This is a genomic window from Microcoleus sp. FACHB-672, from assembly GCF_014695725.1.
In the GTDB taxonomy this organism is placed as follows: Bacteria; Cyanobacteriota; Cyanobacteriia; order Cyanobacteriales; family Oscillatoriaceae; genus FACHB-68.
Genome location: NZ_JACJOU010000030.1, coordinates 1 through 26,083 on the forward strand (window position 1 = coordinate 1; position 26,083 = coordinate 26,083).

A 26,083-nucleotide genomic window follows, 5' to 3' on the forward strand; every position below is an offset into this window, starting at 1 on the left:
GTCGTAAGCATTGACTATTTTTTCTCGCAAATCTACTGAGTACGGTTTCATTATGATTCTCAATACCTTTAATGTTCCCTTGAGTGTACCTCATATCTCTCAAAAGCGCTGTAATTGGTTTACTCACTGCTGTTACTGTACTTCATCTATTTGAGAAACGCTATAATAATTATTGCTCTTACTACTCTATTTAACTTCTGCTTAGTCAAGGTAAAAGCGATAACAGCGGGTAGTAAAGTTCCAGATAGACTGTCTAAAGAAGGATATAACCAACCTAACTTGATGTATATCAGTCCTATAGAGCTAGCGATTGCTAAAGAAAGAAACGCTAAAATATATATCGGTGTACGACGTTTATAACTTGTTTGTTGTAAGAAACGCTTGTAGATAACGTAAACAAAAAAAGAGAAAGCTAAGCTCGTGATGCACCAAATGGGTGATAGTAAAGATAAAACAATGATAAATCCAGGAACAATTACACCTCCTGGTATCACTCCATAACGATCTCTATAAACTATCGATACAAAAGCACCAACATTCAGTGCTAATCTATGTATTTCAGGTGTATTCGGAAGCTCAAACATCAACTTTTTCTACTTCAATCGGCTCACTGTTAGCTGCTGTCTCAAGATTAAGCTGTTCTTCAAAGAAATGTAGAAGTAGTTCAGCTTGATCGCTATGGATGTTAACGGTTCCAATCAAAAGGATTTTTTCTGAATTTGCTTTTGAAGTAATTTGAGTTAAAAGCTGTGTGGCTGAAGAACCTTTAAATTTCGAGGAGTGTCCTAAGTTAATAACTCGCGTCTTATCCCGATCAAAGACTCTGTTAACTTCTTCTTCGTAATCTCCAAGAGTGACAACCCAATTAAACGCTAAATCATGAGCTAAATTTGCAAAAAGTTCTACTCTAGCAGGCCGGTCATGTCTATTGTTGAGGATGACAACTTTTTCATATTCTGGATATTGCTTAAATAGCTTGTGGCTGAGTTCAACGAAACTCTCACGATCGTTCACAGCAAAGAGATTTGCCCATGCAATTTGATACTGTTAAAATTTGATAAATTGAACGCTGAAAGCACCCGAATCGGCGACAGCATTCTGCATAGCTTTTAAGGCTTTATCTTTGGGTATTTTTAGCAACCTAGCAATTTCCTAACCAACGGCAATGTTATCTTCAATCGCAAAGTGAGAGAACCCTGCCAAATCACTCACATCTATTGTTTTTCCATCCGCAACAAGCAACAGGGAGTTGTTGCGCTTAGCGTTCTTCTTTAAAATCTTGAGCAGACGAGGTTCCGCTTCTGCTGTAATTAGAATGCCGTTTTCAGGAATAGTATTGGATAATGATTCAGCAATTTCTTCTAGAGTCTCTCCCATATATTCGGGATGGTCATAACGCACATTAGTAATAATGCCAATGTGCGAGCGCATGACCTTTTCTTCCAACCACTTTGCATAGACTGGATTCACTGCCATACACTCCAGCACTGCTGCTTCTGCTTTCTGCCGGCTAAAGTCCTTAACCATTTTGACCTGTTCGTTTACGTTTGGATATCCTTTGCGCCCAAAATCATAGTCTTGTCCGTCAGGACGCAAAATGCGAGCAGCACTACCTGTGGTTTTACCAAAGGTGTGGTATCCAGCCTCTCGAAACACCGCAGTAACATACCTAGTAACAGTGGATTTTCCTCTAATTCCATTCACATGAACTCGCCACTCAATCTTGTCTCGTTGCTTCTGAAAGTTTAGATAACCCAACTGAAGCCAAGCAATATATAAATAGAAAACTGTTAAGGACAGCAAGAATACAGTCATGAACGACCTTTTAAGACCTCACCAGCATAAGAAAAAAACAAAAACTTAAGCACATTCTAGTATGTAAAATCGCTTAAATATTTGGCTACTGCTTACGTTTATAAGAAGCGTAAAAGATTCTGTAAAGATTAGTTCAGCCAGATGAGGATTAATTAGTAAATTCAAAGTAGTTTTCAGGAAGTTGCTTATTACATCTTACGAAATCGTATTTTCTCTATACGATTTCGTAGTTTCTTTGTCTGTTGCTAATTTTACATAGGGCTTTAATATAACATCTTCCCTCTGCGGTTATATAAAAAGGTTAGATAGTGTCTAAAAAGTAACCATTTAGGGGGTTGAAAAATCGTAATTGAGAAAAAAGTAGAAGTTGGTAGGGTTGAATCAGTCGATGCAGGTTCACTAGCCAACTCTGGTTTACTCGAATAATTGGCGCAACTTTGGGGCAAGTTAGTCTATGAGCAGAAGTTAGGACGAAACATTGTCTTCCAACTTTTACAGCGTTAGTTTTGCTTGGAGGTTGTAATGATCCTTGACCACATGGGTTTTGATCATCAATGATTTTGAGCAGAGTAAAGCCTTCTATGTGCAGGCACTTGCGCTACTCGATATTGAGATTGTGGCACAAGGATAAGGTTGGGCAATGATGGGTCAGTTTGGCAAAGGACAATCTACATTGGTGCGTCGATGTCGTCTTCAACAGAAGATGCTTTTCGCGTTCGCAAAGACCCTGCACCCCTTAACTAGAGCTTGCTGCGTCGTTTTGCCCTCAACTTATTGCGTCAGGAACCCTCAAAGGGCAGTTTAGCGATGAAACGCTATAGAGTCGGACTCGATGACCAGTTCATGCTACAAATTCTTGCCCCTTTCCTTGCATCTGAGGAGGTATAATCTGAGCTATTATTTTGATGCATTTACCCTAACTGTTAAAGAGTAATATGCTGCCGGCAAAATTCCACAGCCGTTGCAACATCACTTGTTTGTTGCGGATACTCAATAGCCGGCCTATCTATCACCACCACCGGCACACCCAACTCACTCGCAACGATCCGCTTCACATCCTCACCACCGGCAACCCCAGATGCCTTTGTCACCACTAGAGAAATCTGCCACTGCTGCCATAGGGATCTCTCCAAATCCAACGAAACCGGCGGACGCAGCGCAATTAGGCGATCAGGAGTAAATCCAGCCGCCAAAGCTGCCTCTAGCGCCGGCACAGAAGGCAAAATCCGGGCAAATAGGGTGCATTTATCTTGCCAAGGTTGAAATAAAATTAGAGTCCGGTATCCGACAGTTAACAACACTCGCTGTCCTGTTAAAATTTCACTTCTTAACAGCGTGTCGAAACTGTCTAAGCTGGTGAAGATTTGAGAATTTTCTAAGCCAAGATCGGCACAATTTGGATTATCGGCGTGTGAGATTAAATCTAGCCTTGGGCGTTCATAACGCAGATAAGGGATTTGATATTGGCAAGCAGTCGCAATCGCAAGTTTAGAAACTTCTACCGCGTAGGGATGGGAAGCATCTAAAATCGCACAAATTGACTCAGTCTGCAAAAATTGCCCTAGCTGAAGTGCGTCCAACTTGCCAACCCGCACGCGCAACACTGGTGCCGGTGGGTACAAAGCCGTAGCTGCTTCCGTCGTTACAGAGATTGTACAAGGCCATTGCTCCTGAGCAATCCTATTTGCCAGAGTCGCACTTTCTTGAGTTCCGCCAATCAGCCAGATGCGACCATTATTAGAGCGAGTCAACAAACTATTTGCAGAACCCATCATCAACCATTATCAAAATCTGTCTATACCTAACGACAGACTATCCCCTACATCTGCGTATAACTAACAGTAAGCAAGATCTCGCCTACATCTGCGTATGCCTGCGGCACGCTGCGCTATCATCTGCGGTTAAAAAAATCTTAACCTTTGCAAAAACCTTAGCAGCAGAAGCGTGTCAAGAACTGCGGGCACAGAAGCAGAACAGAGAACTTCTTAAAATCGAGTTTTATACAATTGAAATAACTCACCCGGTTGCCGCTTAACGATCTGAGCACCGGCAGCTTTTATCGTTTTTTCCCAATCCGCTACAGGTTCGAGAAACACTTCAGCCCCCAGATAAGTTTCTAAAATCGCCCAATTTTCCGATAAAGGTGCCTCAGGATCGAGCACATCAAAAACAAACAAACCACCTGGTTTAAGCACCCGCTTAACCTCAGCCATCACCGCATCCCAATATTCGAGAGAGAAATAACAGCTAAAACCTGTAGCAATTGCCAAATCAAACTGAGCCGGCTCATATTTTAACTGGTGAGCCGGCCCCTGTTCTACCCCTTTAAACAATTTTGAATTAAGTTGGGGACCACGGGCATTTAAAGCCTCCCGTGCTACAGTGCTGATTTCTTGGCCGTAAAAATAGGCTTCCCAATCGCGCCACGGATAGATTAAAAAGCTAACACCACAGCCAACATCCAAGCAGCGTTGATTCTTTTGGGGTTGGGCAATTTCCCAGAAAGGAGAAACAATTTTAGCTTGTAAAGTACCGGCAGCCCACTCGTGAAAAATCGGCATCGCTTCAACTTCTGCCGGCAGATCGAAAGGTTCTTTTCGATACTGCCGGTTAAAGCGCAAAGCCACCTGAGACAATTGAGATTGCCAGTTGTCTGATGTCAGGCTGAAATCATAGGAACGTTCCGGCGGAATATCTTTACCGCCCTGAACCGGCAAATCGCGCTTTTTAGACATCACTTCATTATCGGCCCTTTAGTGCCTTCGTGAAATTCTTGCGATAGGACGGATTTGCCACCCACAACCCCGGCCACAACAGGGCTAACTTCACCCGGTTAGGTAGAGAGCGCTCAAAATTCGTGCGCTCAAACCCCTTCCAAAACTTCCACATCCCCACTCCATAACCTACTAGCAAGGCGAAAAAGATAAACTGACCCATAATTACAATCTATTCCCAGAATGACTAAAGAAATTAAGATTGAAAACATCAAGCCGAATCTGACCATCAGGTAAGAGTAGATCACAGCGAATAAGGCTTAAACCCTTCGCTGCAACAGCTTGACTACGCGGATCGACCTGCGGGCCGGTAATGGCCTCATGTTTTCGTTCAGGTACGCTAACCAGCGAATTTTAGCAACATTTCAAAGAAGCTTAGCTTCTGTTCTAGTTTATCCAGTTTACCCACCTGTCTGCTTGGGTCTGATTCCCAAACCGGAAAACTTTACACCGCTATATCCTTCTACAAAGGTTCGGCGTTGTTTAATGCCCAGCAACTCTAGCGCTTTCAACACGCAACTGTGCCACAGCGAACCCCCACTAATGTTTAATAAATATTAAAGATTAAGCATGATCTGATTCATACAGTCACACATTGGCCAAATCTCGTCCCCACAACGGCTGTAAATTCATCCGATAATCTATATTGAGGAGCGGCTGTAAAAGCCAACCTATTCTGAAGCAAGAGCGCATCTGAGTAGGAGCCTAGAGTTCTACCTCAGATGGAGACTAGAGAGCGACCATCCGAACGCGCAGAATTCGCCACGATGTAATGAAGCGTGCACACAGCTAAGGAGGAATTATGCGAGCAGTGCTAATGGCTGGAGGCTCAGGAACGCGGCTGAGACCGCTGACTTGCGATCTGCCCAAACCGATGGTGCCTATCCTGAATCGACCGATTGCTGAGCACATCATCAATCTTCTCAGAAGGCACAATATTACAGAAATTATTGCGACACTGCATTATTTGCCAGATGTCATGCGCGACTACTTTCAAGATGGCAGCGAATTTGGCGTGCAGATGACGTATGCCGTAGAAGAAGATCAGCCATTAGGAACCGCCGGCTGCGTTAAGAATATTGCAGAACTGCTAGACCAAACCTTTTTAGTGATTAGCGGTGACAGCATCACCGACTTTAATTTAGCCGCCGCGATTCAGTATCACAAACAAAAGAAGTCAAAAGCCACCATTGTTCTCACCCACGTTCCCAATCCGATTGAATTCGGCGTGGTGATTACCGATAAAGAAGGCCGGATTCGCCGATTTTTAGAAAAACCTTCCACGAGCGAAATTTTTTCCGATACCGTGAACACCGGCATCTATATTTTAGAACCCGAAGTTTTAGATTATTTGCCGGCTAATCGAGAAAGCGACTTTTCCAACGATTTATTTCCCATGCTTTTAGACCGAGATGAGCCGATGTACGGCTACATTGCAGAGGGATACTGGTGCGATGTCGGGAACCTAGACACTTACCGCTCCTCCCAGTACGATGGTCTGCATAACAAAGTCAAACTCGATTTTGCCTACGAAGAGCGCTCTGTAGGACTGTGGATAGGCCAAAACACTTATATCGATTCCACCGCTCACATTGAATCACCGGCTCTGATCGGCAACAACTGCCGGATCGGCCCTCGTGTGCAGATCGATGCCGGTACCGTGATTGGCGACAACGTCACCATCGGTGCTGATGCCGACATCAAACGCCCCATCATCTGGAATGGCGTTATTGTCGGCGATGAAGCCCATCTACGAGCCTGCGTAACTGCAAGAGGGGTGCGGGTAGATCGGCGGGCTCATGTCTTAGAAGGTGCCGTCGTTGGGGCGCTCTCAAGCGTCGGAGAAGAAGCCCAAGTCAGCCCCGGCGTGCGAGTCTGGCCCAGCAAAAATATCGAATCTGGGGCAACTTTAAACATTAACTTAATTTGGGGTCACGCCGCCCAGCGCAATCTTTTCGGCCAGCGGGGTGTCTCCGGACTGGCCAATATCGACATCACCCCAGAATTTGCTGTCAAATTAGGAGCCGCTTATGGTTCCACCTTAAAACCCGGTGCCAATGTCGCGGTATCGCGCGATCAGCGCAGTATCTCCCGCATGGTTTCCCGCTCCCTGATTGCCGGTTTAATGTCTGTGGGAACCAATATCCAAAACCTAGAAGCCACCGCGATTCCTGTAACCCGCACAGTTGTGCCCACCTTATCCGTTGCCGGTGGCATTCACGTGCGCGTGCACCCTGACCGGGCGGATTCCCTCTTAATAGAATTCTTTGATGAGAACGGCATTAATATCACCAAAGCCCGCGAGAAAAAAATAGAGGGGGCTTATTTCAAAGAAGACTTTCGGCGAGCACAGATTCATGAAATCGGCCACATGGCTTACCCCAGTCAAGTGCTCGATCTCTACAGCATCGCCTTTGAAAAGAATCTTAATAGAGAAGCAATTCACCACACTCGCGCCAAGGTGGTGATTGACTATGTTTATGCCGTTTCTGGAGCCGTGCTGCCGCAACTGCTGGCAAAATTTGGCTGTGATGCCGTGGTGCTCAATGCCAGTCTCAACCAAAGCGCACCCTCAACAGACGACCGGGAGAGCCTGCTCATTCAACTGGGCCATGTGGTGGAAGCGCTCAGGGCTAATTTTGGCGTGCAGGTATCTGCCAATGGGGAACAGATGATTCTTGTGGATGAATCTGGCAGCCCAATTCGTGGGGAAATGCTGACCGCGATGATGGTGAATATGATTCTGACCGCAAATCCCAGGGGAACAGTGGTGGTGCCGATTCACACCTCAAGTGCGGTTGAGCAAATTGCCCGCCGGCACGATGGTCGAGTGATTCGCACGAAAGCCAATCCCACAGCCTTGATGGAGGCGTGTCAGATGAATCCGAATGTGGTTTTAGGCGGCAGCGGCGAGATGGGCTTTATTTTCCCGCAACTGCATCCGGGGTTTGATGCAATGTTCTGCATTGCCAAGTTAATTGAGATGCTGACCTTGCAAGAGCGTTCCCTGGCCCAAATTCGCTCGGAATTGCCCCGCGTTGTTCATCGTTCCTACACCATGCGCTGCCCTTGGACGATTAAAGGGGCTTTGATGCGCCATCTGGTAGAAATCCACTCTACTGATAGTTTGGAGTTAGTGGATGGGGTGAAGGTCTTTGATCGGGGTCGGGATAATTGGGTGTTAATTTTGCCCGATGCCGGCGAACCGTTGGTGCACATCTTCGCGAACAGCAACAGTGCCGAATGGGTGGATGAAACCTTGCGGGATTACCGCAACCGCATTCAGGTGTTTATCACGCAAGAGTCGTGACCGGCAAGCCCATACTAAACTTGAGGTAAGGATTGATCTCTCAAAAAAGCTAATCGCTAGCCACTGCAAGAGGAACACGCTCGTTTATGAACAGCTGCATTTTGATGGCGGAAATTATTCAAGATCCGCAATTGCGCTACACCCCTGACAACCAAATCCCGATTGCTGAGATGCTGGTGCAGTTTCCCGGCAGCCGTGCAGAAGATCCACCGGCAACGTTGAAGGTGGTGGGATGGGGAAATTTGGCCCAAGAAATCCAAGAACGCTATCACCAGGGCGATCAGGTTGTAATTGAAGGCCGGTTGAATATGAACACGATTGACCGGCCTGAAGGGTTTAAGGAAAAACGCGCTGAGTTAACGGCTCAACGGATACACATCCTAGGGGCTAATGCCGGCTTCAGTTCTCCTGCCGCTCCTGCATCTGCCCCCAGCAACGTGGTTCCCTTGGGTTCGCGGACTCCACCCACTCCCGCACCTCGCTGGAGTGACGCCCCAACCGGCGGAGAGTCAAAGCCCTCATGGCAGCAATCTCCTGCTGGCAATACCCAAACCCCACCGCCGGCATCCCGTCCCGCTCCGATCCCTCCCACCCCTGAGAGCGATTCAGATTCTCCCCTTGATGAAATTCCTTTTTAGGGGAATCGGGCAAGGCTGCACCAACAAGAACAGTAGGAATGAGGGATGAAATGTATTTTTCCCCCTCTTTCCTATCCCCTTTAAAAAGACTCTTCTAAAAAAAAGTCCAACGGTTCCTCTTCCCAACAAGGCTCAGGCCATAACCAGTGCAGATGAATGCTAACATCTGCTTCAATTTCATCGAGATCCTCTCGCTCAAACAAGTCTGCCAAGGCAGTTGTGTCTCGTTCTCTCAAAGGTGATAGGGGTGCGGCGTAGCTGCCAATTCCTGCACCGGCACTGCTCAATGTGCTGGTTCGCGCCTCTGTCTCGCCTTGCGATTCTTTTCCCAAAAAGTTCCGCAAACGTCTGGCGGGTTTAGACGCCAACGCTCGCAAACTGAAACGAACTAGCTCAGCTAAAGCTGAGTCAACGCGGTCAATAGATTTACTCATAATTGGGGAAGGCTCTCAAAACTCGCCGCAGCACTGCTAAAGCAACTTTGCTGAGTGACAGCCGGCTTCAACATGGATTTTTAGGCTGGAAACAGTTGCTTCTTGCTTGTCTGCAATGCCGTTATAATCCGGATGTTTTTGTCCCAGATTCGACCACAGAAAAACAGATTTTCAACAAGAATTAACATCAAACTAAACGAAAGAATGCTATTGAGCCAAGAGCGCTCTTAACAACCTTACGTTTGGTGTCTTATGCAATAAAATTCCAGCCAGTAGATGCACCCTCCCCACACTGATAATCAGCAAGCCGGTTTAATGGCATTCTGTATCAGAAACTACTGGTACTCAGTGTTTGGGCAATTTTAAACAATCTTTAGACGCCATTTTACCGCAGATTAATTTTCAATTTTCAATTTTAGATAGGCTGTAAACGGGTAAGTCAATAATCAGACGGGATTTCAGCGATTTGCAGTGTGGGAATTTTTAGGGAATTTGCCGGCAGCCCCATCCTTAAGAAATTTGGGAGAACGAAGCAACGTTAAAATTCTTGGTTTGATTTTTAACCGGCTCCACTACTGTTAAAAAAATTTACACTCAAGCGTTTGACCTTTGCTTCAATCAAAACAATTGATCAAGCTCGTATTGCTCAATCAGTTGCAAGTCAAACACTCTGGCGAAACCGGCAGCCACCTCTTGACGCACCGAGTCTAGTTCAATGCTGGGAATAAATTGTGCCAAACTGCCCACCGGCTTATCGGGAATTCCGCAAGGAACAATGCGCTCAAATCCTTTTAAGCTGGGACACACATTTAAAGCAAACCCGTGCATGGTAATCCACCGGCTAACTTTAATGCCAATAGCTGCAACTTTGCGCCCTTCCACCCAAACGCCTGTCATGCCGGCAACGCGTTCGCCTTTAAGTCCATAAGTTTCTAAGACTTGGATTAAAACTTCCTCTAATTGGCGCAAGTACCAGTGCAAGTCCTGCTGGTGCCGGCGCAAATTGAGAATCGGATAGCCAACCAGTTGTCCTGGACAGTGATAAGTCACTTCACCCCCTCGCTCAACCCGGTGCACTTCAAACTCGGTGCCGGTGGGGTCGAATTTGAGAAAGTCCAAACTTGCACCTTGTCCTAGCGTGTAGACTGGCGGATGCTCCAGCAAAATCAAAACATCTTCTAACTCAGGGTTGTCGCGGCGTGCTGCGACCAGTGACTGCTGCCACTTCCAGGCAACCGAGTAAGGAACTTGTGCCTCGTTATAGAGCCAACAACGATAGCGCTGCGGCTCAGGGTGTTCGGTGGGAATTGGAAAAGTAGTCGAATCCATGAAAAAAAGCAAGAGGAATTTGACGTATATTCAGGCAAGAGTCAATAGAATGACATCACGATTTTTCAAGGAATGCAACAGATTTTGAAGAGAAACCAAAAGTCTCTGTTCACCAGAATACAAAGTGATAGGGTGTATGTAGGTTAATTTATCGAGGAGAGGACTTGGTTGGAACAACCCCTTCTTAATGCGCTGAGGAGAGCTGGTTGCAAGTAGAAGAATCTGCCCTGGTTGATTCATAACCCTTCAAGGTCGAACGCCTGAGGACACAAAAGAGCGACGCATCGCCGGTTACTACACTAAGCCGGACACCAAGCCAATCCTCTTACTCAGGGTGGCGCAAGCAAAGACAGACACAGCAAAAATGGGAATCAACCCCAACGCCTTGATAGCAGAGAATTACCAACATTCTCAGCTCCGGTTTTGACAGAAAGTCCCTGAAAACGGGCGACACCATTGGTCAAGGGAAGCGGTAATCTCCGCCCCGCTTTCCCCCCACACTGAAAGGATGAAGGATGAAGGAAAACAATTAATTCTACCTTCTGCCTTACACCTTTACCACAGATGGGGAATTCAGCGGAAAGATAGAATATGAAGCTTGTTATCCACGGCAAAAATATTGAAATCACCGATGCGATTCGTGAGTACGTCAATCAAAAGATTGAGAAAGCGGTGAGTCACTTTCAGAATTTGACAATGGAAGTAGATGTGCATCTGTCAGTAGCTCGAAATCCTCGGATCACCCCGAATCAAGCAGCTGAAGTGACGATCTACGCCAACGGAACGGTGATCCGTGCCGAAGAAAGCAGCGAAACCTTGTATGCCAGCATCGATTTAGTCGCGGATAAGATCGCTCGGCAGTTGCGTAAATATAAAGAAAAACGCCAGGATCAAAAAACGAACGTTCAACCAACCGCCACTGTGGAGGTTCCGGAACAAGAGCAAGTGGTGCCCGATCTAATTGGTGATCGCACTGCCGAACTTCCCAGCGAAGTGGTGAGGACAAAGTATTTCGCCATGCCGGCAATGACGATTGCTGAAGCCTTAGAACAGCTACAGGTCATCGATCACGATTTCTATATGTTCCGCAATGCCGAAAGCGGCGAGATTAACGTCATATACGAACGAAAAAACCACGGCGGTTATGGGGTGATTCAACCGCGTAACGGCAATGGCCATACCAATGGTAAAAACGGAAAGACCGCTCACAGCAATAGTGCGAATCCGGAAAAGTCAAAATCTGGGCAGATATAAGGTCTAAGTAAGCAGCCGGTAATGCCCGCTCGATCAGCGCAGATCGGGCATTGCCGGCCTCATTTCAAGGCTTACAAACATAACGGACAATTTGAAACAATTTAATCATAAAGCCGGCTCAACATTAACCTCTGCTAGTCGCGATTAATACATAAACGCATATCAATCTTAAGTCAGACGAGCGCTAAGGCAGACAAGTATTAAAAGCAAACGATTTGAATATCTAACAGATCGATTCTCAAGCTAAGAGGAAGATGAGTTATGCATGAAATTTCAGACGAAAACGCAAAGGCGGCACACAAACACACCAGCTTGTCAGAAAAACATGGCAAGTCCGTCGAAAACTGTGGGAACGCTATCAAGGATCTGAGCAAGGGCACAGAAGAAGAGGGAAAGTTAATCGAAGAATACGGTAAGACAATACAGGAACACGCTCGATTAGCCCAAGAATTCGCTCAAGCAATCCCAGAAAACAAATCAAACTCCACAGAACTGTACGTGAAATCAGTAGAGGAACACTCTGAAGCTGCACAATTACACGCGGATGCCGTTAAGGAGTATTTAAAGGTAGCAAAAGCGTATATAGATAAAACTCGTAGAGACTTAGAAAGTATATAAAACTCGTAGAGACTTAGAAAATAGATTTTGATTGACACTTATTGCCTTTAACTTTGGCAATCGCAAATGCACCAGAGGTTTAAGTTGGCGCATACAAGCACTGGTTTACTCCAAACAAGAAGCCAACTCACTTCTGAGTACACAATTGTCAATTACTTCTAAAAAGAGAAGCGAAAAGAAAGAAATAAATTTTTCACTTCTCGCTTCTGCTTACTTCTTAATGGTTCCTAAACTTGGATTTGTCGCAACGTTTTCAGCGACTCCTCAATGTGAGCTTTAAAGTTCATCTGGGAGTTAAAGATATGCTGCACAACACCATCGCGATCAATGACATAAGTCACTCTACCCGGAAGGATTCCCAAAGTTGACGGGACGCCGTAAAGCTTCCGCAGCAGGTTGCCGGCGTCGCTTAGCAGCGTGAAAGGGAGATTGTGTTTGGTGGCAAATTGCTGGTGAGACGCCAGGGAGTCGCCGCTGACGCCAATCACCTCAGCACCGGCATCTTTAAACGCTTCGTACTTATCGCGGAAAGCGCAGGATTGAGTCGTACAGCCTGGGGTGTCGTCTTTGGGGTAAAAATACAGCACAACAGCCTTTTTGCCTCGGAAATTCTGGAGGCTGACAGGGGTGCCGGCTTGAGAAGGTAAGGTGAAATCGGGGGCAGTGTCTCCAACTTTAACTGTCATCGCGCCTCGCTACTACTCAATCTGAGTAAGATATTAACTTTTGTTATGCTACCGCGATTCGTTAGACGCTTGCCAGCAAGAAAGCGTTTATAAATTCCCAAGTGCTGGCGCGACTTTACAATGAATTCTAAGCCAGAAATCGAAACCTCCCATCTTTCTAACCCCACATCCACCTCTAGACGTAAGGTTGGATTGAAAAACTCAACAAGCACATAGATTTGATGGACAAAGCGGGCGTGCAGTATCTAATGTGTCAATCCTGATTATGCTCCTGCACTGAAGTGATAACAAGAGGGGTAGGAGATAGAGCGGATAATGGGTTGCGCCCTTGGTTTATTAAAACCTTAAAGGAAAATAGACCACACTAAAACGTTATTTCAGGGGATGTCTGTTCCTACAATCCGCAAATTAAACAACAGCCTGATGTTCTGCTTGTCGGCGTTCCTTGTCAAGGATTCTCTCTCGGTGGAAATCGCAATAACTATGATACGCGTAACCTACTTTATAAACAAGTAATTCGGATTGCAAAAATTTGCCAACCAAGGGTCATTGTTATCGAAAATGTGCTAAATCTTCGCACAATGAAAACTCCTGATACCGGACGACCTTTTGCAGAGCAAATTGCTGCTGACTTGGAGCAGCTAGGCTATGAAGTTTTGTCCGATATTTTCAAAGTTTGCTATTACGGAGTGCCCCAAACTCGCCGGCGCTTTGTGTTTGTCGCATTTCTCGGAGGACGCCCCTTAAGATACTTTTTGCCAAGACCAGACTCAGAAACAACTATTAGAGAGTTTCTCTACGAGCTGGCGCAATCTAGAGTAACTAACCTGCCAAATCATCAGCCTGAGTGGGGGTTCAAAAGTGCAGTTCACATTGAAACCCGCCAGCCATTTGTTCCGGGTGAGGAAATTGTGCCAGTGCGTTTGTCGAGAACTGCCTCTGATGGCAACCCCATTCGCTCATTTGATGCACCATTTCCAGCTATTGACACGGCAACAATTTGGGGCTGGGCGCAAGGAAATATTGTGGCGGCGAGACATCAAAAAGATAGACTCAATGGAAAATTTGTTAGAAATCCCGAAGCAGATGTAACGCTTTGGCGGGTTTCAGCTTCGCGGCTGAGGTCATTCACACATCGAGAATACGCACGTTTGCAGACTTTTCCAGATGATTGGGTTTTTGTAGGAGGAAATAAGCGGGATATTCATCTGCAAATTGGCAACGCTGTACCAGTGCGGTTTGCACAACAAATCGCAAGAAATATTAGAATTGCTCTCGAATCCCTCGATCAAAATTTAGCTTTTTTTGATGAGATGGCAACGGGCAATCTGCTGCTATTTTAAAGAGTGATTTCCCCTATCCATTTGCCTTCATGTTGGATTCAAATTAAAGCCCCAAATCCACGGCAACTCGGTGAGCACAGGCAAAACCGGAAAAGGCTACTGCATTTAAACCTTGCCCTGGGAATGTACTGTCTCCCACACAATACAACCCCGGAATTGATGTGCGATTAAATGGCATTCCTAACAACCCCAATAACTTGCGCTGGGGGATTGGGCCATAGGTGCCATCTTCTCGGCCTAAAAAGCGCCGGTGAGTTCGTCCCGTCCCGACTTCCATATAATCCAACCCCGCATCTAAACCGGGGAAAATCTTCTCTAGTCGGTCAACGATTCGCCAACCGGCTTCCTCTTTTTTCTGTTCATATTCACCGGCAGACAATCCCTGCCAATCATCTATCCAATTAGGGGTAAAGGTATGAATGATGTGATAGCCTTTGGGGGCTAAATCAGGATCTAATAGCGTGGGAATAGATACGAAAATCGTGCCTTCCGGATCTTCCATTCGCTCCCAATCTTCTAGGACAATGTGATGACAATCGGTATCCGCCGGCAGCACACTCGCCTCAACTCCTAAATGCAAACTCAGGAAGCTAGGAGACTTTTTATACCGTTCTTGCCATCTCTTCTCAGCCGCCGGCATCTGATCTGCCGGCAACAACTTCTCAAACGTATCCCAGCGCGTTGCATTCGAGACAATTCGCTTGGCGCGATACACTTCGCCGGTTGCTAGCTTAACGCCGACTGCACGTCCCTTTTCTGTAATAATCTCACTCACTTTGGCTTGGTACTGAATTTGACCCCCAGCCTTTTCCAAGCCTTCCACGAGTTTTTCCGCAATTTTGCCGACTCCACCTTTCGGGTAATTAATTCCCCCATAATGCCGATCTGAAAACACCATGCCGGCATTAATCATTGGCGTCAAATCTGCCGGCACAACAGACCAGCAATAACACTCCATATCAATAAACTTCAATAGCGCGGGATCGCTAATGTAGCGCTTGGCAATATCCCCAGCATTTTGCGGCAAATACTTCACCAATCCCAAACACGCTAAAGGATGCTGGAAAAACACTCGCGTCAAATACCCCAATTCCTCTAGCGACAGCAATTCCATCGCATTTAGGCAGTTGAAAACCTTCCAGCATTCATCGTAAAATTTGCGAATCCCTTCCCGCTCATGGGGAAAATAACGGATCAGCTCTTGCAAAAACTTCTCATAGTCTTTGTGAACTTGCAGATCCAATCCTCCCGGTAAATGATAGTGAATCTGCACGGGGTCGGGAATAGTTTCCAAACTAACATCAACCGCTTTCAGCGCCCTTGTGAGTAGATTTGTGGTGCCGCGTTCGCCAAAGCCAAAAATCATCGACGCACCCACATCAAAGCGATAGCCTTCTCGCTCAAAATAGCCGGCACTCCCGCCCGGGATCAGATAACTTTCCAGCACCAGCACTTTGGCTCCCTTGGCTGCCAGTTGGGTTGCTGTGACTAATCCGCCGATGCCAGATCCGATAACAATTGCATCAAAAACCGAGGCTTGCAGGTTGGGGTTTGAGGGTTGGAAAGAAGCTGCGGGCATGGAATTGTGGGTGACAAAACATTTCTTTACTGTATCTTAACCGCTTGCCACACCGGCAATTGCTGCTCCCTAAAAAAAAAGCACGGGATCTGTCTGTTCAGACTTACCGATCCCGCTTGCCGATTCTTAGAGAGGAGAACACTGAAAGCTAATATAGCGGTTGTTGAAAAAGATTGTCAATACTTACTGAAAAATTTTTTCAAAAGCTGGGAGTTCAAGGCGGACACATCAATGAAGCCGGCGCACCCAGAACAGAGTATGATATTCCAGGTCTGTAACCCTTGCAACTTATCCGAATTTCCTGCTTATGACGCTTCAAATGCGGGTCTATGTTCCACCCCATCCCTTAATCAAACACTGGCTGGCTGTAGCTCGCGACGCTTTGACGCCATCGGCTCTGTTTCGCAGCGCCATGACAGAACTGGGACGCTGGCTGACTTATGAAGCGAGTCGAGACTGGTTGCCAACAGAAGAAACCACCGTTCAGACGCCTTTAGCAACCTGTCCAGCGACAATGGTGACTCCAGAGGTGCCGGTGGTGGTGGTGCCTATTTTGCGGGCGGGGTTAGCGCTACTGGAAGGGGCGCAGATGGTGCTGCCTTTAGCGGCGATTTATCACCTCGGCATGGTGCGGAATGAGGAGACATTGCAAGTTAGCTGTTATTTAAACAAGTTGCCGGCGCGCTTAGATCCAAACACACGGGTGCTGATCAGCGAACCGATGCTAGCAACCGGCGGCACCATTATGGCAACGATGGCAGAATTAACTCAGCGCGGCGTAGATCCCAGCTTAATTCGGATTATTTCTGTGGTGACTGCCCCACCGGCACTGCAACAGCTGAGCGTCGCTTACCCCAATTTAAACATTTACACCGCCGCTATCGATGAAGGACTGAACGCTCAGGGGTTTATCGTGCCCGGTTTAGGCGATGCCGGCGATCGGACTTTTGGCACTTGAGAGACTGGGGCGATTAACCCGGTGCTTTCATTCATGCCGGCATTAAATTATCGTTCTTTCTCGTTCCCTCTCCCTCTCAGCACTCAATCCAACCTAGGAAACTCAAGTTGGGTTATGCTTGGCTACCCTGCGTTTCACTCCGCTCAACCTACCAAACTCAGCACTAAAAACTCCCCCCATGCCCCTAGTAGGCACGGTGAGCAGCCAACAGTTAAGCTGATGGTTATAGAAAATTACGGCAGATAAACAATGAGCAATCGTGATGGTTTCGCCGGCGGCTTTTTCGCTGGAGCCTTAGTAGGCGGCTTGGTGGGTGGGGTTTTGGGAGTGCTTGTATCTCGACGAACAGAGGAAAGCGCCCCATCAGAGGAGAGATTACGCAGTTCCAGCCGGCCAGAAGCTAAGGCAATTCGAGCCAGAACCCGGCAGATCAAAGAAGAGACGATTGAAGTGGCGCGTCGCAGCTTAGAGGATAAGATTGCTCAACTCAACGACGCAATTGACGATGTGCGCCTGCAACTGAACAATGTCAATGGAACGCCGGCTGCATCGGAAATTGAGCGTTCCCTACCCAAAGATAGTTGACCGGCTGCCAAGTCGTCCTTTCCTGGCACCCACCACCAGCGCCGGCCTTTGAACAATGCTGACGCTTGCCCAAATCGATTAAACTAAGTGAAGCTAAACAGCCTGTGAAATAGCAAAGGAAGCTTTAACCGCTATGTCTTCTGTCGTCGAACTGCTGATTAATACCCTGAGTACCTTTCTAAGCATTTATTTGGTACTTTTGTTTATTCGGATTCTCTTGAGCTGGTTTCCGAATATTAACTGGTTTGACCCGCCGTTTTCAATTGTGGCTCAGTTAACTGATCCTTATCTCAATGTATTCCGCTCCATTATTCCTCCCCTAGGCGGCATTGACTTTTCCGCTATTCTTGCCATTATTTTGCTGCAAGTTGTCCAGTCGATTCTTCCTTCCCTGCTTAATTTCCAAAGTACATCAGGTTTTTAAATTGAAGGCTTGTTTAAAGCCTGTCGCACGGCTTCAGAAATCTTTTGAAGCTAACTTATTAGGAGTTTAGCTGGTAGCGCTTTCTTGAACCCAGTCATGGGAGAAACTTTCTGATAGCGTACCAGCTGAACGCAGCTATAATTAGCGGCGAACTTTGCCGGCAAATCCTGCTGCTTTAAATTGTTCCAGTTTCAGGGGAGTGGGCTGATTGGCTGCTACAGAGATTCTTAGTTCAAAATCACTCGCGCCGGGTGGAATTTCTTCAATTGAGCCGAGGCGGGTTCGGTTGGGCATGACGTTGTTGTTATTGGCATCGAAGATGCGACCGAAAATATCGGCATCGTAAACCGTTTTACCCGTGGTATTGTTGGCTTTGCCGGTGACAATAAAGCAGTTGGCAACCATTGGGTTTCCGCCACTGGTGACGGTTCCTTCTGCCACTTCTGCTGGGCAATCATGGTAGGAAATATCGGTCAGTTTAATTTGAGTTAACGCCCATGCCGGCGGCGTTATGAACCAAGTGGCTATCCCGATGAGACAGGACACAATGGCAACAGCAAAGGGTCGCATTCGCATCTTTACCATTCCCTTAACTCCCTAATAATTGAATAATTTTTTGGCAGCAACTCTCACCTTCAGCTTACAGTCTAAACCGAAAAATTAAAAATTAAAAATTCTTGCGTTAGTTAAATTTGTCGACTTCTTTGATACAAAGCTGTAAGCGAATCGAGGGCGAGTTGCAGCATATTAGAGGGTATTTCGCGGATTGCTGCGGTTTTAGATAGTAGCCGGCAACGATAAAACTACAGTTTAATTTTTGACTTTTAATCCTAAGTGTTGGGTTAAAGATTGGCGCATCACATCCACCGGCACAGGTTGCTGCAGCCACATTTGCAAAGCGGTTGCGCCTTGTTGAACGAGCATTTCCAGTCCATCAATGGCAGTTGCGCCCATTTCCGCTGCAACTTTTAGGAATTGCGTGGGGTTTGGGGTGTAAATTAAGTCATAGGCAATTGCACCGGCATTTAAGTTTTTCATTTCAGCCGCACTCACCGGCATCTGATCAACCTGCGGGTGCATCCCCACCGGCGTGGTATTTACTAGCAAATTTGCTTGAGAGATCAATTGCGGCACTTTTTCCCAAGTGTGAATTGCCGGCACCGGCACAGCGGAATTTACCCAACTTTGCTGAAAGGCGTCTAATTTCTGCCGGTTACGCCCGATCACATGAATTTCTTGAATGCCTAACTCTGCACAGCCGGCAACCACTGCCCGCGCCGCACCGCCCGCGCCTAAAATTACGGCGACTGTCTGGCTCCAATCTCGATTGTACGCTTTCAGGGGAGCGACAAAGCCCTCAACATCCGTATTGGTGCCGGCCCAACTTGTGCCGGTGTGCCAGACGGTGTTGACTGCGCCGACGGCTTGGGCAATGGGGGAAATTTCTGATAAAAAAGGCATAATCGCCTGTTTGTGAGGAATGGTGACGCTAAATCCTCGCAAATTGATCGCTGCAAAACCGGCAAGTGCGACTTCTAAATCTGCCGGTTTAACCGGCATCGCCAGATAAACATAATCTACGCCCAACTCGGCAATCGCGGCATTGTGCATCACCGGCGAGAGAGAATGTTCAATGGGAGAACCGATCACCCCTAAAAGTTTTGTCGTGCCTTTAATCACGGAGATCCTCACGTTTTGATCGCATTAAACGGTTATAAATCAAGCGCATCTTTGCCTTGCGGGATGCCGGCAAAGGTATTTTTCACAGCGAGGGCAAGCCGGTCTAAGTCTTCTTTTAACAGCGGTGGCCATTCCACACCCGCTCGGTAGCCGGCTTCAAATAACTGTATACTTTCAACGGCGATTGAATACAAGGCGACTACCAGTTGCCGGTCAAGGTCGGGATTTTCGTGCAAAGCGTCGCCGATGATTTTCACCGCCAGCAAAATCGAAGTCATTTGCCCTGGCACCGGCGGCTTACCTTCCTTGAGCAGCATCAGGAACGCATCGGGATTTTTCTGAGTGGTCAGAGCAGTTCCCTGTGAGAGGATAAAGTTACGGGCTGTTTTGTAATCCATAAATTAGGATAAGCGATTTTGGCTCAGAGATTTGTTAACGATTTCGTTAAGCATCTCAAATTTTACTGTTATATAGAATAGCTTGGTCTAAAGGAATAGCGAGCCGGTTTTGTGCCGGCGTGTCAAAATCAATTTCCAGGGAGAGCAATCTAATGGCAGAATTGAGTGCCGGTTGATCACGCTTGCAGTTACACCCGGATCTTTTATCTGCCGGCTGCATTTAAATTGTGATGCCGGCGCAAATATCTTAAAATTTAGCTTTCACAAAGGTAAGTACAATACAACTCCCTTCCATTCGGGTTGCTCACTACAATCTATCAGCAGTAACAACTCATCGATCACTTGTCGAACCGGCATTCGGTCATTTACTACAAATAACCCCGCCATCTGTTCTCCTCTAGCCAAACGTTCATAAGCAAAGTCTGGCATAGTTGCACGATCATGGGTTAAAAGAATGCGCTCATTGTTTGCCGCCCAATCTAAAATCGCTTGATCGTCTACTTTCCGCAAACCGACATCCTGAACCCGAAGTAAATCAAGGTCAGGTTGACACAGAAACAGTCCTCGAACAATGTCACCATTAAAGTTTTCATCGCTTAGCAATCTCAACATACCACTGCTAAGACTGCTCTTGCGATAACAAACGAGAACGAATTAGACTCAAATCAGGTTGAATACTAGATAAACGTTGCTGTACCGACTCAGCTAACTGCTCTCTTTGATTCAGGTACATTTCTACAGCATTTTGATGCCGAAGATAGTAACCGATTGTGTTGTAGACATCAGACAATGACAGAGTTGAATACCGATGAACAATAGACTCAGGGGATGCGCCATCTTGAAATGCTCGGATTACAATCTCTAGCAAAACCCTTGAATTTCCAACTCGAATCGCTCCAGTTTCATCTTCCCAAAGAGGAGGTGCCTCACGCTCTAAAACGAGGATCATGGGTTCATTCTTGTGTATCAGATACACCATGATTGTAGCTTAATTCAGATATAATTTTTTAGTACAAACCTCAAAGCATCGTCTCAGACTTAACTATGGGCTATCTTGATAAAGCTCTCTATTGTTTTCTTGCTGAATTAACTACCACAACTTAGTTTTTCAGAGTTAGACGCTGCTGCAACTGTTGACGGCATCTGTAACCTCGAATGCGGTTGAACTGAAACTTATTGCCCTGTGCGCGGTTGATCAGATGTTTAATGAAAGTCTGGGAATTTTGATTACCGTTTAATCGCTGAAAAAGGGTGTACACCGGCACCCTAATTTTATTTTTAAATTACCGCAGTGCATTCAATTTCAACCAGCACATCTTTGGGTAAACGAGAAACTTGAACGGTAGCGCGTGCCGGCGCTGTTTTCTCATCAAAATATTTCGCATAAACGGCATTCATCGCCGCAAAATTATTCATATCTAAAAGAAATACACTTGTTTTCACGACATCGTTAAAAGTCGCCCCAGCCGCCGCCAGAATCGCTTCAATATTTTTCATTACTTGTTCGGTCTGCTTTGCGATATCGTCGGGGTAGACAATCTCATTAATTCTGGGATCGATAGCAATTTGGCCGGCAACAAAGATCATCGTGCCGGTGGCTGTAATTGCTTGATTGTAAGGGCCAACGGGTGCCGGTGCTTGTTCGGTACGGATAATTTTTTTCGTGATAGAGATTGGTTTTTCTGAAGTTGACTGAGAGTCTGCCGGTTCGTAGATTTCTCCATCAGGCATCATCGTACCTGTGAGGTCTGCATTCTCAAAGTTTGCTCCATAAATATTGGAGTCCGTCAAATCTGCTCTTTTCAGGTTTGCTCCGCTAACATTTGCCCTCATTAAATTTGCTCGTTGCAGACAAGCTCTCTCTAAATTTGCTCCTCGCAGACAAGCTTTTTTGAAGTTTGCATTAGATAAGTCGGCTTTACTCAAATCTACATCTGCAAAATTTACACTCGACAAATCCATATTTGGCAGGCTGACGACTCCGAGTTTAGCTCCCTGTAAATTTGCTGCTTGAAGTTTCACATTAGTTAAATCGGCTCGACTTAAATCAGCTCCCTGCAATTTCGCTTCGGTCAGATTTGCACTCTTTAAATTTGCTCTAGTGAGGTTTGCTTTAACTAATGAAGCTTTACTTAGGTTCGCCCCGCTCAAATTCGCCCCACTCAAATTTGCCTTATCTAAATCGGCATGACTTAAATTAACACCGTTGATTTGCGCTGCACTAAAGTCAGCACCGTCGAGAGCTGCCCAACTCAGATTGAGTGAGTAACTTTCCACTAATCCACTCAAATTTGCACCCGTCAGAGATGCCCTACTAAGATTTACACTGTTAAGTTTCGCATTGCTCAGGGATGCCCCGCTCAATTCTGCTCCAGTCAAATCTGAACTGGTTAAGTCTATCCCACTCAGGTTGGCACCTTTTAGGTTGACCCCACTCAGTTTTGCTAGCTGAAAGTTTCGTTCCCCTTGTGCGTATTTTGCTAAAAGTTCCGTAGCGTTCATAAATTTGCCTCTCTATTGCCCTGAATTTAGTTTACCGCCGAAGCGTAAACCGGCAATTAGAAATAGCAACGTTGCAGACTGTTGTTTCAAGTCCTTATTTTCACTGCCGGCACGCGAAGGATTATAATCTTTAGCTAATAGCTGAAGTCGTCTGAAAACAACTGAATAAGGCGGTTATGCGTTCAAAGGAAATATAAATTATTCCTTGTTCTTATAGCGTTGCATCCTTGCTTTTAAGGAATTTATAAGTCGGCTTTTACTATTCGCTAATAATGCCGGCAACCGATCTACATCCGCTCCAACCGCTGACGTAACTTGCTGCTTGCCATATCGATCACCGTCACCACCACCAACAGCACCAGCATCATCGTGGTGGCTTTTGTATATTCAAACGCGCGGATATAATTAACCAACTCAAAACCAATGCCGCCGGCACCGACAACCCCCAGCACGGAAGCCGCACGGATGTTGTATTCAAACATATATAATGTATAACCTAAACCCAAGGGCAGCACTTGCGGCAAAATTCCATATTGAGCAATTTGCAGCCAAGATGCCCCAGCCACCTGCAACGATTCAATCGAGCGCGGCTCAACCGATTCAATCGCCTCTTGATAAAACTTCCCAAGATAACCGATGGTGTAAATGCTCACTGCCAACGTCCCCGCCGGCGCACCTAAGCCGGTTGCCGCCACAAACAGCAAACCCAACACAATAGACGGGACTGAACGCACGGCATTTTGCATAAAATTTGCAACCCATTGCAACCAGCGCGGTGCTAAATTGTGAGCGCTGCAAATAGCAAGCGGCAGAGAAAGAATTGCCCCAATTGTGGTTCCCCAAATCGACATCTGGATCGTCTCGATCAGCGCTTTCACGGCGATATCCAGAACATCCAAATTCGGAGGCCACAACCGGGAGATAAAATTAGTGATATGAGGCCAACTGGTCTTCAGTAATTCCAGATTAATCTCAAGACCCTGCAACGCCCAACCATAGACTAAAAAAATGCCGGCAACCGTTGCCAGCCGGCTCAGCCAGGGATAGCGTCGCCACCAACTCACCAAATCTTTCATGATTAAAAAATTCTGCTCACCCTTCTTTTTAAATTCTTTGGCGTTTTGGCCGGTTTAAACAACTAAGCAACCACTAAACAACCCAATTTTTTATCAAATAGAAACTTGAGTTAATTCCGCAAATCGCTCTGATAAATTGCGGCAAGGGCCATCATAAACCACACGACCGGCATCTAAAATAATTGCCCGTTCTGCGTAGGCACTCGCCATTCCCAAATCGTGCAAAACCGTTACAACCGTCATTCCTTGCTGCCGGTGGAGATCGGCAAAAATGTCCATCACCTGTTGCGCCACCTTCACATCCAAGCCGGCAGTCGGTTCATCCGCTAGCAAAATCTGCGGAGATTGCATCAGCGCCCGTGCGATCGCTACCCGCTGTTGCTGTCCCCCACTGAGCCGGTCGGTTTTTTGGTAAGCCAAATCCTTCAGCCCCAAATTAGCCAGCAAATCCAAAGCGTGCCGGCGATCTGCCTTGCTGAAGCCCCACAGGGTTTGCCATGCCGGCAACGTCGCCAGCTTTCCACACAGCACATTATCCAAAGCCGGCAACTGGCGCACCAGCCCCCCGCCCTGAAAAATTAAGCCGACATCTCGGCGAATCCGCCCCAGTGTGCGCGGAGTCAGCACCACGCCATTAATGCGGATCTCGCCGCGTTGCAATGGCAGTAGCCCCACCAGCGCCCGCAATAGTGTAGACTTGCCGGCCCCATTCAGCCCGAGCAACGCCACAAATTCCCCCGGCTGGATCGTGCAATCAATGCCATTCAGAATCGGACGATTGAGCGACAGGGCGTAAGGGCTATGTAGTTTTTCACACTCGATAGTCATGGGGCATGGGGCATGGGGGATCGGGCCTGGGGCATGGGGGATCGGGCATGGGGAATTTTCACCCACTAATCCCTCACCCCCTCTTCAGTCAGCTTACGGGGTCACTCCCGCCCGTTTCATCGCGTCGCGCATCGGTGAGAGGTGAGTCTCATGATCGACTTTCACCAATTCGGTTGAATTATAAAGCGCGGTGAACATTTGATTGTTTGCCGGCTCGTTCAACTTCATCATTGCATTCACGAGCTTTTCTCTGGTCTCCGCCGGCACATCATCATCTATAACAATCCCGTGCGCCGGTACACCAGGAATCTTGTGAAGAACCCGCAACTGTTTGGCTTCCTCTTCTGTAATATAAGGAGCCTTAAGGGCGTATTCCGAAACTGCAGCCACGTCAGCCTGACCTCGCAATACTGCTTGCAAGGCGCTGCCGTAGCCATCACCATAGGTGACTTCGCTAAAGAAATTCTCTAAGCGATCAGGGCCATCCACAAATCCCTGGTTGACGAACTCGCCGGTGGGCATAATAAAGCCCGATCCAGAGGTGCGAGAGGCAAACGCCATTTTTTTATCTTTTAGCTGTTCCAAGGTTTCCTTCGCGGTCGCCTTAGACTCTAGAGGGCTATCTGCGGGCACTACCAATACAGAGTTATAGGTGTGTCCACCCGAATAATCTTTCCGCACCTCAGCGAGGGCCATACGCGCGCCGGTTAATTCCTCGGCTTTCAAAGCGGGCCGGCTGCTCAAGAAGGCGACATCAGCGCGATCGGCGTTCAACGCTTCAACGGCTGCGGTGTCATCGCCAATCACTGTATCCACCGGCATCCCCACTTCTTTCGAGAGGAACTCTCCGACAGCCTTGGCTTTTTGCTCCAAATCTGTAGATTCTTTGCGACTTGCAAAAGCAACCGTCAGGCGAGTTAGGGGTTTTGTCGCAGTCTGGACAGTCGTGGTCGTCTGAGTTGTTTTAACAACGGGGGTGCTTTCAGTCGTCGCTGGGGTATTTTGGGCTGACTGTTCTTGCCCACAGCCGATTAAACCCGCCAGCACGACCACTGCGATGCCGGCATTCAGTCCCACCCGTTTACCCGCGATTCTGAATAGCTCTTTTGTCAAACTTGAAAGTGACATTATTTTGAGAATTACTTGCAATTATCTTCTCCATTAAATTACCAGGTTTTGAATAAAAAAAATCTCTGAACTTTTGATAAGGATTTCAAATCTTCATCTTTAATAGACTTTATACTTACTCCCCGCTCCCTGATGAAGATGGCTTCTTGAGTTATTACATTTAATTTATATAAACAAATTGATCGGCAACCTAAAAAAGAAGCTTGCTATCGTCCCGCTTCAGTGCTTTTCCATTTAAAATTTTGGGATAAATTATGCAAATTTAATAATTTAGACGAGGACGGATGCCGTAGTGCCGGTAGTGCCAGTAATCCCGCAGGATTTGATCGTGATCGAAACATAGGTCTGCCGGCACGCGCCAAGACTCAAAAATCCCCAAATCCTTTGCATCATCAGCAGCTTGGGGATTGCCGGTGGCCGTCGCGATAAACACAATACTAAGCGTGTGCTTTCGTGGGTCGCGCTTGGGGTCAGAATATACATGAAATTGTTCCACCAACTGCACCGGCAGCCCTGTTTCTTCTTCAGCCTCTCGTGCAGCTGCCGTTTCCACAGACTCTCCCTCATCAACAAAACCGCCGGGAATCGCCCAGCCATAGGGAGGATTGCGACGTTCAATGAGTATGATAGGGCGGTGGGGCCGGTCGATCAGCTCAATAATGATATCGACCGTAGGGACAGGATTTTTATAAGTCACAAGCAAAAATTTTTAAGACTCTAGAGT

The 26,083-nt window shown here is 46.8% G+C and carries 28 protein-coding genes and 1 pseudogene; 9 read left to right on the top strand and 20 right to left on the bottom strand.

Features of this window, described 5'->3' with window-relative positions:
- Nucleotides 1-146: 146 nt before the first annotated feature.
- The 3 genes from H6F56_RS21795 to pgsB form a co-directional block, all read right to left on the bottom strand.
- Nucleotides 147-584, bottom strand: a complete 438-nt coding sequence (locus H6F56_RS21795; RefSeq protein ID WP_190672722.1) for a poly-gamma-glutamate biosynthesis protein PgsC/CapC — start codon at nt 582-584, stop codon at nt 147-149.
- Nucleotides 577-1,014, bottom strand: coding sequence for a hypothetical protein (locus tag H6F56_RS21800; protein ID WP_190672725.1), 438 nt, complete (start codon nt 1,012-1,014; stop codon nt 577-579). Before H6F56_RS21800 ends, H6F56_RS21795 begins: the two co-directional genes overlap by 8 nt.
- Nucleotides 1,015-1,152: 138 nt before the next feature.
- Nucleotides 1,153-1,815 carry a poly-gamma-glutamate synthase PgsB gene (pgsB, locus tag H6F56_RS21805; RefSeq protein ID WP_190672728.1) on the bottom strand — a complete coding sequence of 221 codons (663 nt, stop codon included), beginning with the start codon at nt 1,813-1,815 and terminating at the stop codon, nt 1,153-1,155.
- Nucleotides 1,816-2,474: 659 nt separating this feature from the next.
- Between pgsB and H6F56_RS26535 the strand changes: the two are divergent.
- Nucleotides 2,475-2,703, top strand: a pseudogene (locus H6F56_RS26535) (transposase); the annotation flags it as partial.
- A 35-nt stretch (nt 2,704-2,738) separates the two neighbouring features.
- Here the strand turns inward: H6F56_RS26535 and H6F56_RS21810 are convergent.
- The 3 genes from H6F56_RS21810 to H6F56_RS21820 form a co-directional block, all read right to left on the bottom strand.
- Nucleotides 2,739-3,590: a cobalt-precorrin-6A reductase gene (locus H6F56_RS21810; RefSeq protein WP_242032120.1), complete on the bottom strand. Its 852-nt coding sequence runs from the start codon at nt 3,588-3,590 to the stop codon at nt 2,739-2,741.
- A gap of 210 nt (nt 3,591-3,800) precedes the next feature.
- Complete coding sequence (locus tag H6F56_RS21815; protein ID WP_190672732.1) at nt 3,801-4,550, bottom strand: class I SAM-dependent methyltransferase; 750 nt, start codon at nt 4,548-4,550, stop codon at nt 3,801-3,803.
- Between the two features lie 7 nt (nt 4,551-4,557).
- A complete protein-coding gene (locus H6F56_RS21820) occupies nt 4,558-4,752 on the bottom strand; it encodes a hypothetical protein (RefSeq protein ID WP_190672735.1) in 195 nt (64 codons plus the stop codon).
- Nucleotides 4,753-5,391: 639 nt separating this feature from the next.
- On the opposite strand from H6F56_RS21820, the gene H6F56_RS21825 reads away from it, so the two are divergent.
- The gene (locus H6F56_RS21825; RefSeq protein WP_190672738.1) at nt 5,392-7,899 is read left to right on the top strand and encodes a mannose-1-phosphate guanyltransferase; all 2,508 of its coding nucleotides are present in this window, start codon (nt 5,392-5,394) and stop codon (nt 7,897-7,899) included.
- Between the two features lie 86 nt (nt 7,900-7,985).
- Nucleotides 7,986-8,537, top strand: coding sequence for a single-stranded DNA-binding protein (locus H6F56_RS21830; protein WP_190672741.1), 552 nt, complete (start codon nt 7,986-7,988; stop codon nt 8,535-8,537).
- An 80-nt stretch (nt 8,538-8,617) separates the two neighbouring features.
- Here H6F56_RS21830 and H6F56_RS25955 read toward each other — a convergent pair whose 3' ends face one another.
- Together H6F56_RS25955 and lipB are read right to left on the bottom strand one after the other, a co-directional pair.
- Entirely contained in the window at nt 8,618-8,971 is a 354-nt protein-coding gene (locus H6F56_RS25955; protein WP_199313173.1) for a hypothetical protein, read from the bottom strand.
- Nucleotides 8,972-9,589: 618 nt separating this feature from the next.
- The gene (lipB, locus tag H6F56_RS21840; RefSeq protein ID WP_190672744.1) at nt 9,590-10,300 is read right to left on the bottom strand and encodes a lipoyl(octanoyl) transferase LipB; all 711 of its coding nucleotides are present in this window, start codon (nt 10,298-10,300) and stop codon (nt 9,590-9,592) included.
- A gap of 591 nt (nt 10,301-10,891) precedes the next feature.
- On the opposite strand from lipB, the gene hpf reads away from it, so the two are divergent.
- Together hpf and H6F56_RS21850 are read left to right on the top strand one after the other, a co-directional pair.
- Entirely contained in the window at nt 10,892-11,554 is a 663-nt protein-coding gene (hpf, locus tag H6F56_RS21845; protein WP_190672747.1) for a ribosome hibernation-promoting factor, HPF/YfiA family, read from the top strand.
- Between the two features lie 261 nt (nt 11,555-11,815).
- Complete coding sequence (locus tag H6F56_RS21850; RefSeq protein ID WP_190672750.1) at nt 11,816-12,172, top strand: hypothetical protein; 357 nt, start codon at nt 11,816-11,818, stop codon at nt 12,170-12,172.
- Between the two features lie 227 nt (nt 12,173-12,399).
- On the opposite strand, the gene H6F56_RS21855 is transcribed toward H6F56_RS21850, so the two are convergent.
- A complete protein-coding gene (locus H6F56_RS21855) occupies nt 12,400-12,858 on the bottom strand; it encodes a peroxiredoxin (protein WP_190672753.1) in 459 nt (152 codons plus the stop codon).
- A 374-nt stretch (nt 12,859-13,232) separates the two neighbouring features.
- Between H6F56_RS21855 and H6F56_RS21860 the strand changes: the two genes are divergently transcribed.
- Nucleotides 13,233-14,201: a DNA (cytosine-5-)-methyltransferase gene (locus tag H6F56_RS21860; protein ID WP_309236610.1), complete on the top strand. Its 969-nt coding sequence runs from the start codon at nt 13,233-13,235 to the stop codon at nt 14,199-14,201.
- A gap of 43 nt (nt 14,202-14,244) precedes the next feature.
- Here the strand turns inward: H6F56_RS21860 and crtH are convergent, their stop codons facing one another.
- Entirely contained in the window at nt 14,245-15,780 is a 1,536-nt protein-coding gene (gene crtH / locus H6F56_RS21865) for a carotenoid isomerase (RefSeq protein WP_190672756.1), read from the bottom strand.
- A 307-nt stretch (nt 15,781-16,087) separates the two neighbouring features.
- Between crtH and upp the strand changes: the two genes are divergently transcribed.
- The 3 genes from upp (at nt 16,088) to H6F56_RS21880 (ending at nt 17,747) form a co-directional block, all read left to right on the top strand.
- A complete protein-coding gene (gene upp / locus H6F56_RS21870; protein ID WP_190672759.1) occupies nt 16,088-16,738 on the top strand; it encodes a uracil phosphoribosyltransferase in 651 nt (216 codons plus the stop codon).
- Nucleotides 16,739-16,987: 249 nt separating this feature from the next.
- Nucleotides 16,988-17,323 carry a hypothetical protein gene (locus H6F56_RS21875; RefSeq protein ID WP_190672762.1) on the top strand — a complete coding sequence of 112 codons (336 nt, stop codon included), beginning with the start codon at nt 16,988-16,990 and terminating at the stop codon, nt 17,321-17,323.
- Nucleotides 17,324-17,456: 133 nt separating this feature from the next.
- Nucleotides 17,457-17,747, top strand: a complete 291-nt coding sequence (locus H6F56_RS21880) for a YggT family protein (RefSeq protein ID WP_190672766.1) — start codon at nt 17,457-17,459, stop codon at nt 17,745-17,747.
- Between the two features lie 141 nt (nt 17,748-17,888).
- Here the strand turns inward: H6F56_RS21880 and H6F56_RS21885 are convergent, their stop codons facing one another.
- The 10 genes from H6F56_RS21885 to H6F56_RS21930 all read right to left on the bottom strand — a co-directional run bounded on the left by H6F56_RS21885 (nt 17,889) and on the right by H6F56_RS21930 (nt 26,056).
- Entirely contained in the window at nt 17,889-18,323 is a 435-nt protein-coding gene (locus H6F56_RS21885; RefSeq protein ID WP_190672866.1) for a hypothetical protein, read from the bottom strand.
- Between the two features lie 234 nt (nt 18,324-18,557).
- Nucleotides 18,558-19,427, bottom strand: coding sequence for a shikimate dehydrogenase (locus H6F56_RS21890; protein ID WP_190672768.1), 870 nt, complete (start codon nt 19,425-19,427; stop codon nt 18,558-18,560).
- Between the two features lie 32 nt (nt 19,428-19,459).
- Nucleotides 19,460-19,825: a Dethiobiotin synthetase gene (locus H6F56_RS21895; RefSeq protein ID WP_190672770.1), complete on the bottom strand. Its 366-nt coding sequence runs from the start codon at nt 19,823-19,825 to the stop codon at nt 19,460-19,462.
- A gap of 261 nt (nt 19,826-20,086) precedes the next feature.
- On the bottom strand, nt 20,087-20,437 hold the full coding sequence (locus H6F56_RS21900) for a DUF5615 family PIN-like protein (RefSeq protein ID WP_190672774.1): 351 nt from the start codon (nt 20,435-20,437) through the stop codon (nt 20,087-20,089).
- Between the two features lie 7 nt (nt 20,438-20,444).
- The gene (locus H6F56_RS21905; RefSeq protein ID WP_242032121.1) at nt 20,445-20,804 is read right to left on the bottom strand and encodes a DUF433 domain-containing protein; all 360 of its coding nucleotides are present in this window, start codon (nt 20,802-20,804) and stop codon (nt 20,445-20,447) included.
- Nucleotides 20,805-21,103: 299 nt separating this feature from the next.
- Nucleotides 21,104-22,327: a Rid family detoxifying hydrolase gene (locus H6F56_RS21910; RefSeq protein WP_190672778.1), complete on the bottom strand. Its 1,224-nt coding sequence runs from the start codon at nt 22,325-22,327 to the stop codon at nt 21,104-21,106.
- Between the two features lie 287 nt (nt 22,328-22,614).
- Entirely contained in the window at nt 22,615-23,403 is a 789-nt protein-coding gene (gene phnE / locus H6F56_RS21915) for a phosphonate ABC transporter, permease protein PhnE (protein ID WP_190672780.1), read from the bottom strand.
- A gap of 93 nt (nt 23,404-23,496) precedes the next feature.
- The gene (locus H6F56_RS21920) at nt 23,497-24,231 is read right to left on the bottom strand and encodes a phosphonate ABC transporter ATP-binding protein (RefSeq protein ID WP_190672784.1); all 735 of its coding nucleotides are present in this window, start codon (nt 24,229-24,231) and stop codon (nt 23,497-23,499) included.
- 93 nt (nt 24,232-24,324) lie between these two features.
- Nucleotides 24,325-25,359: a phosphate/phosphite/phosphonate ABC transporter substrate-binding protein gene (locus H6F56_RS21925; protein ID WP_190672787.1), complete on the bottom strand. Its 1,035-nt coding sequence runs from the start codon at nt 25,357-25,359 to the stop codon at nt 24,325-24,327.
- A gap of 262 nt (nt 25,360-25,621) precedes the next feature.
- A complete protein-coding gene (locus H6F56_RS21930) occupies nt 25,622-26,056 on the bottom strand; it encodes an NUDIX domain-containing protein (protein ID WP_190672790.1) in 435 nt (144 codons plus the stop codon).
- Nucleotides 26,057-26,083: the final 27 nt, after the last annotated feature.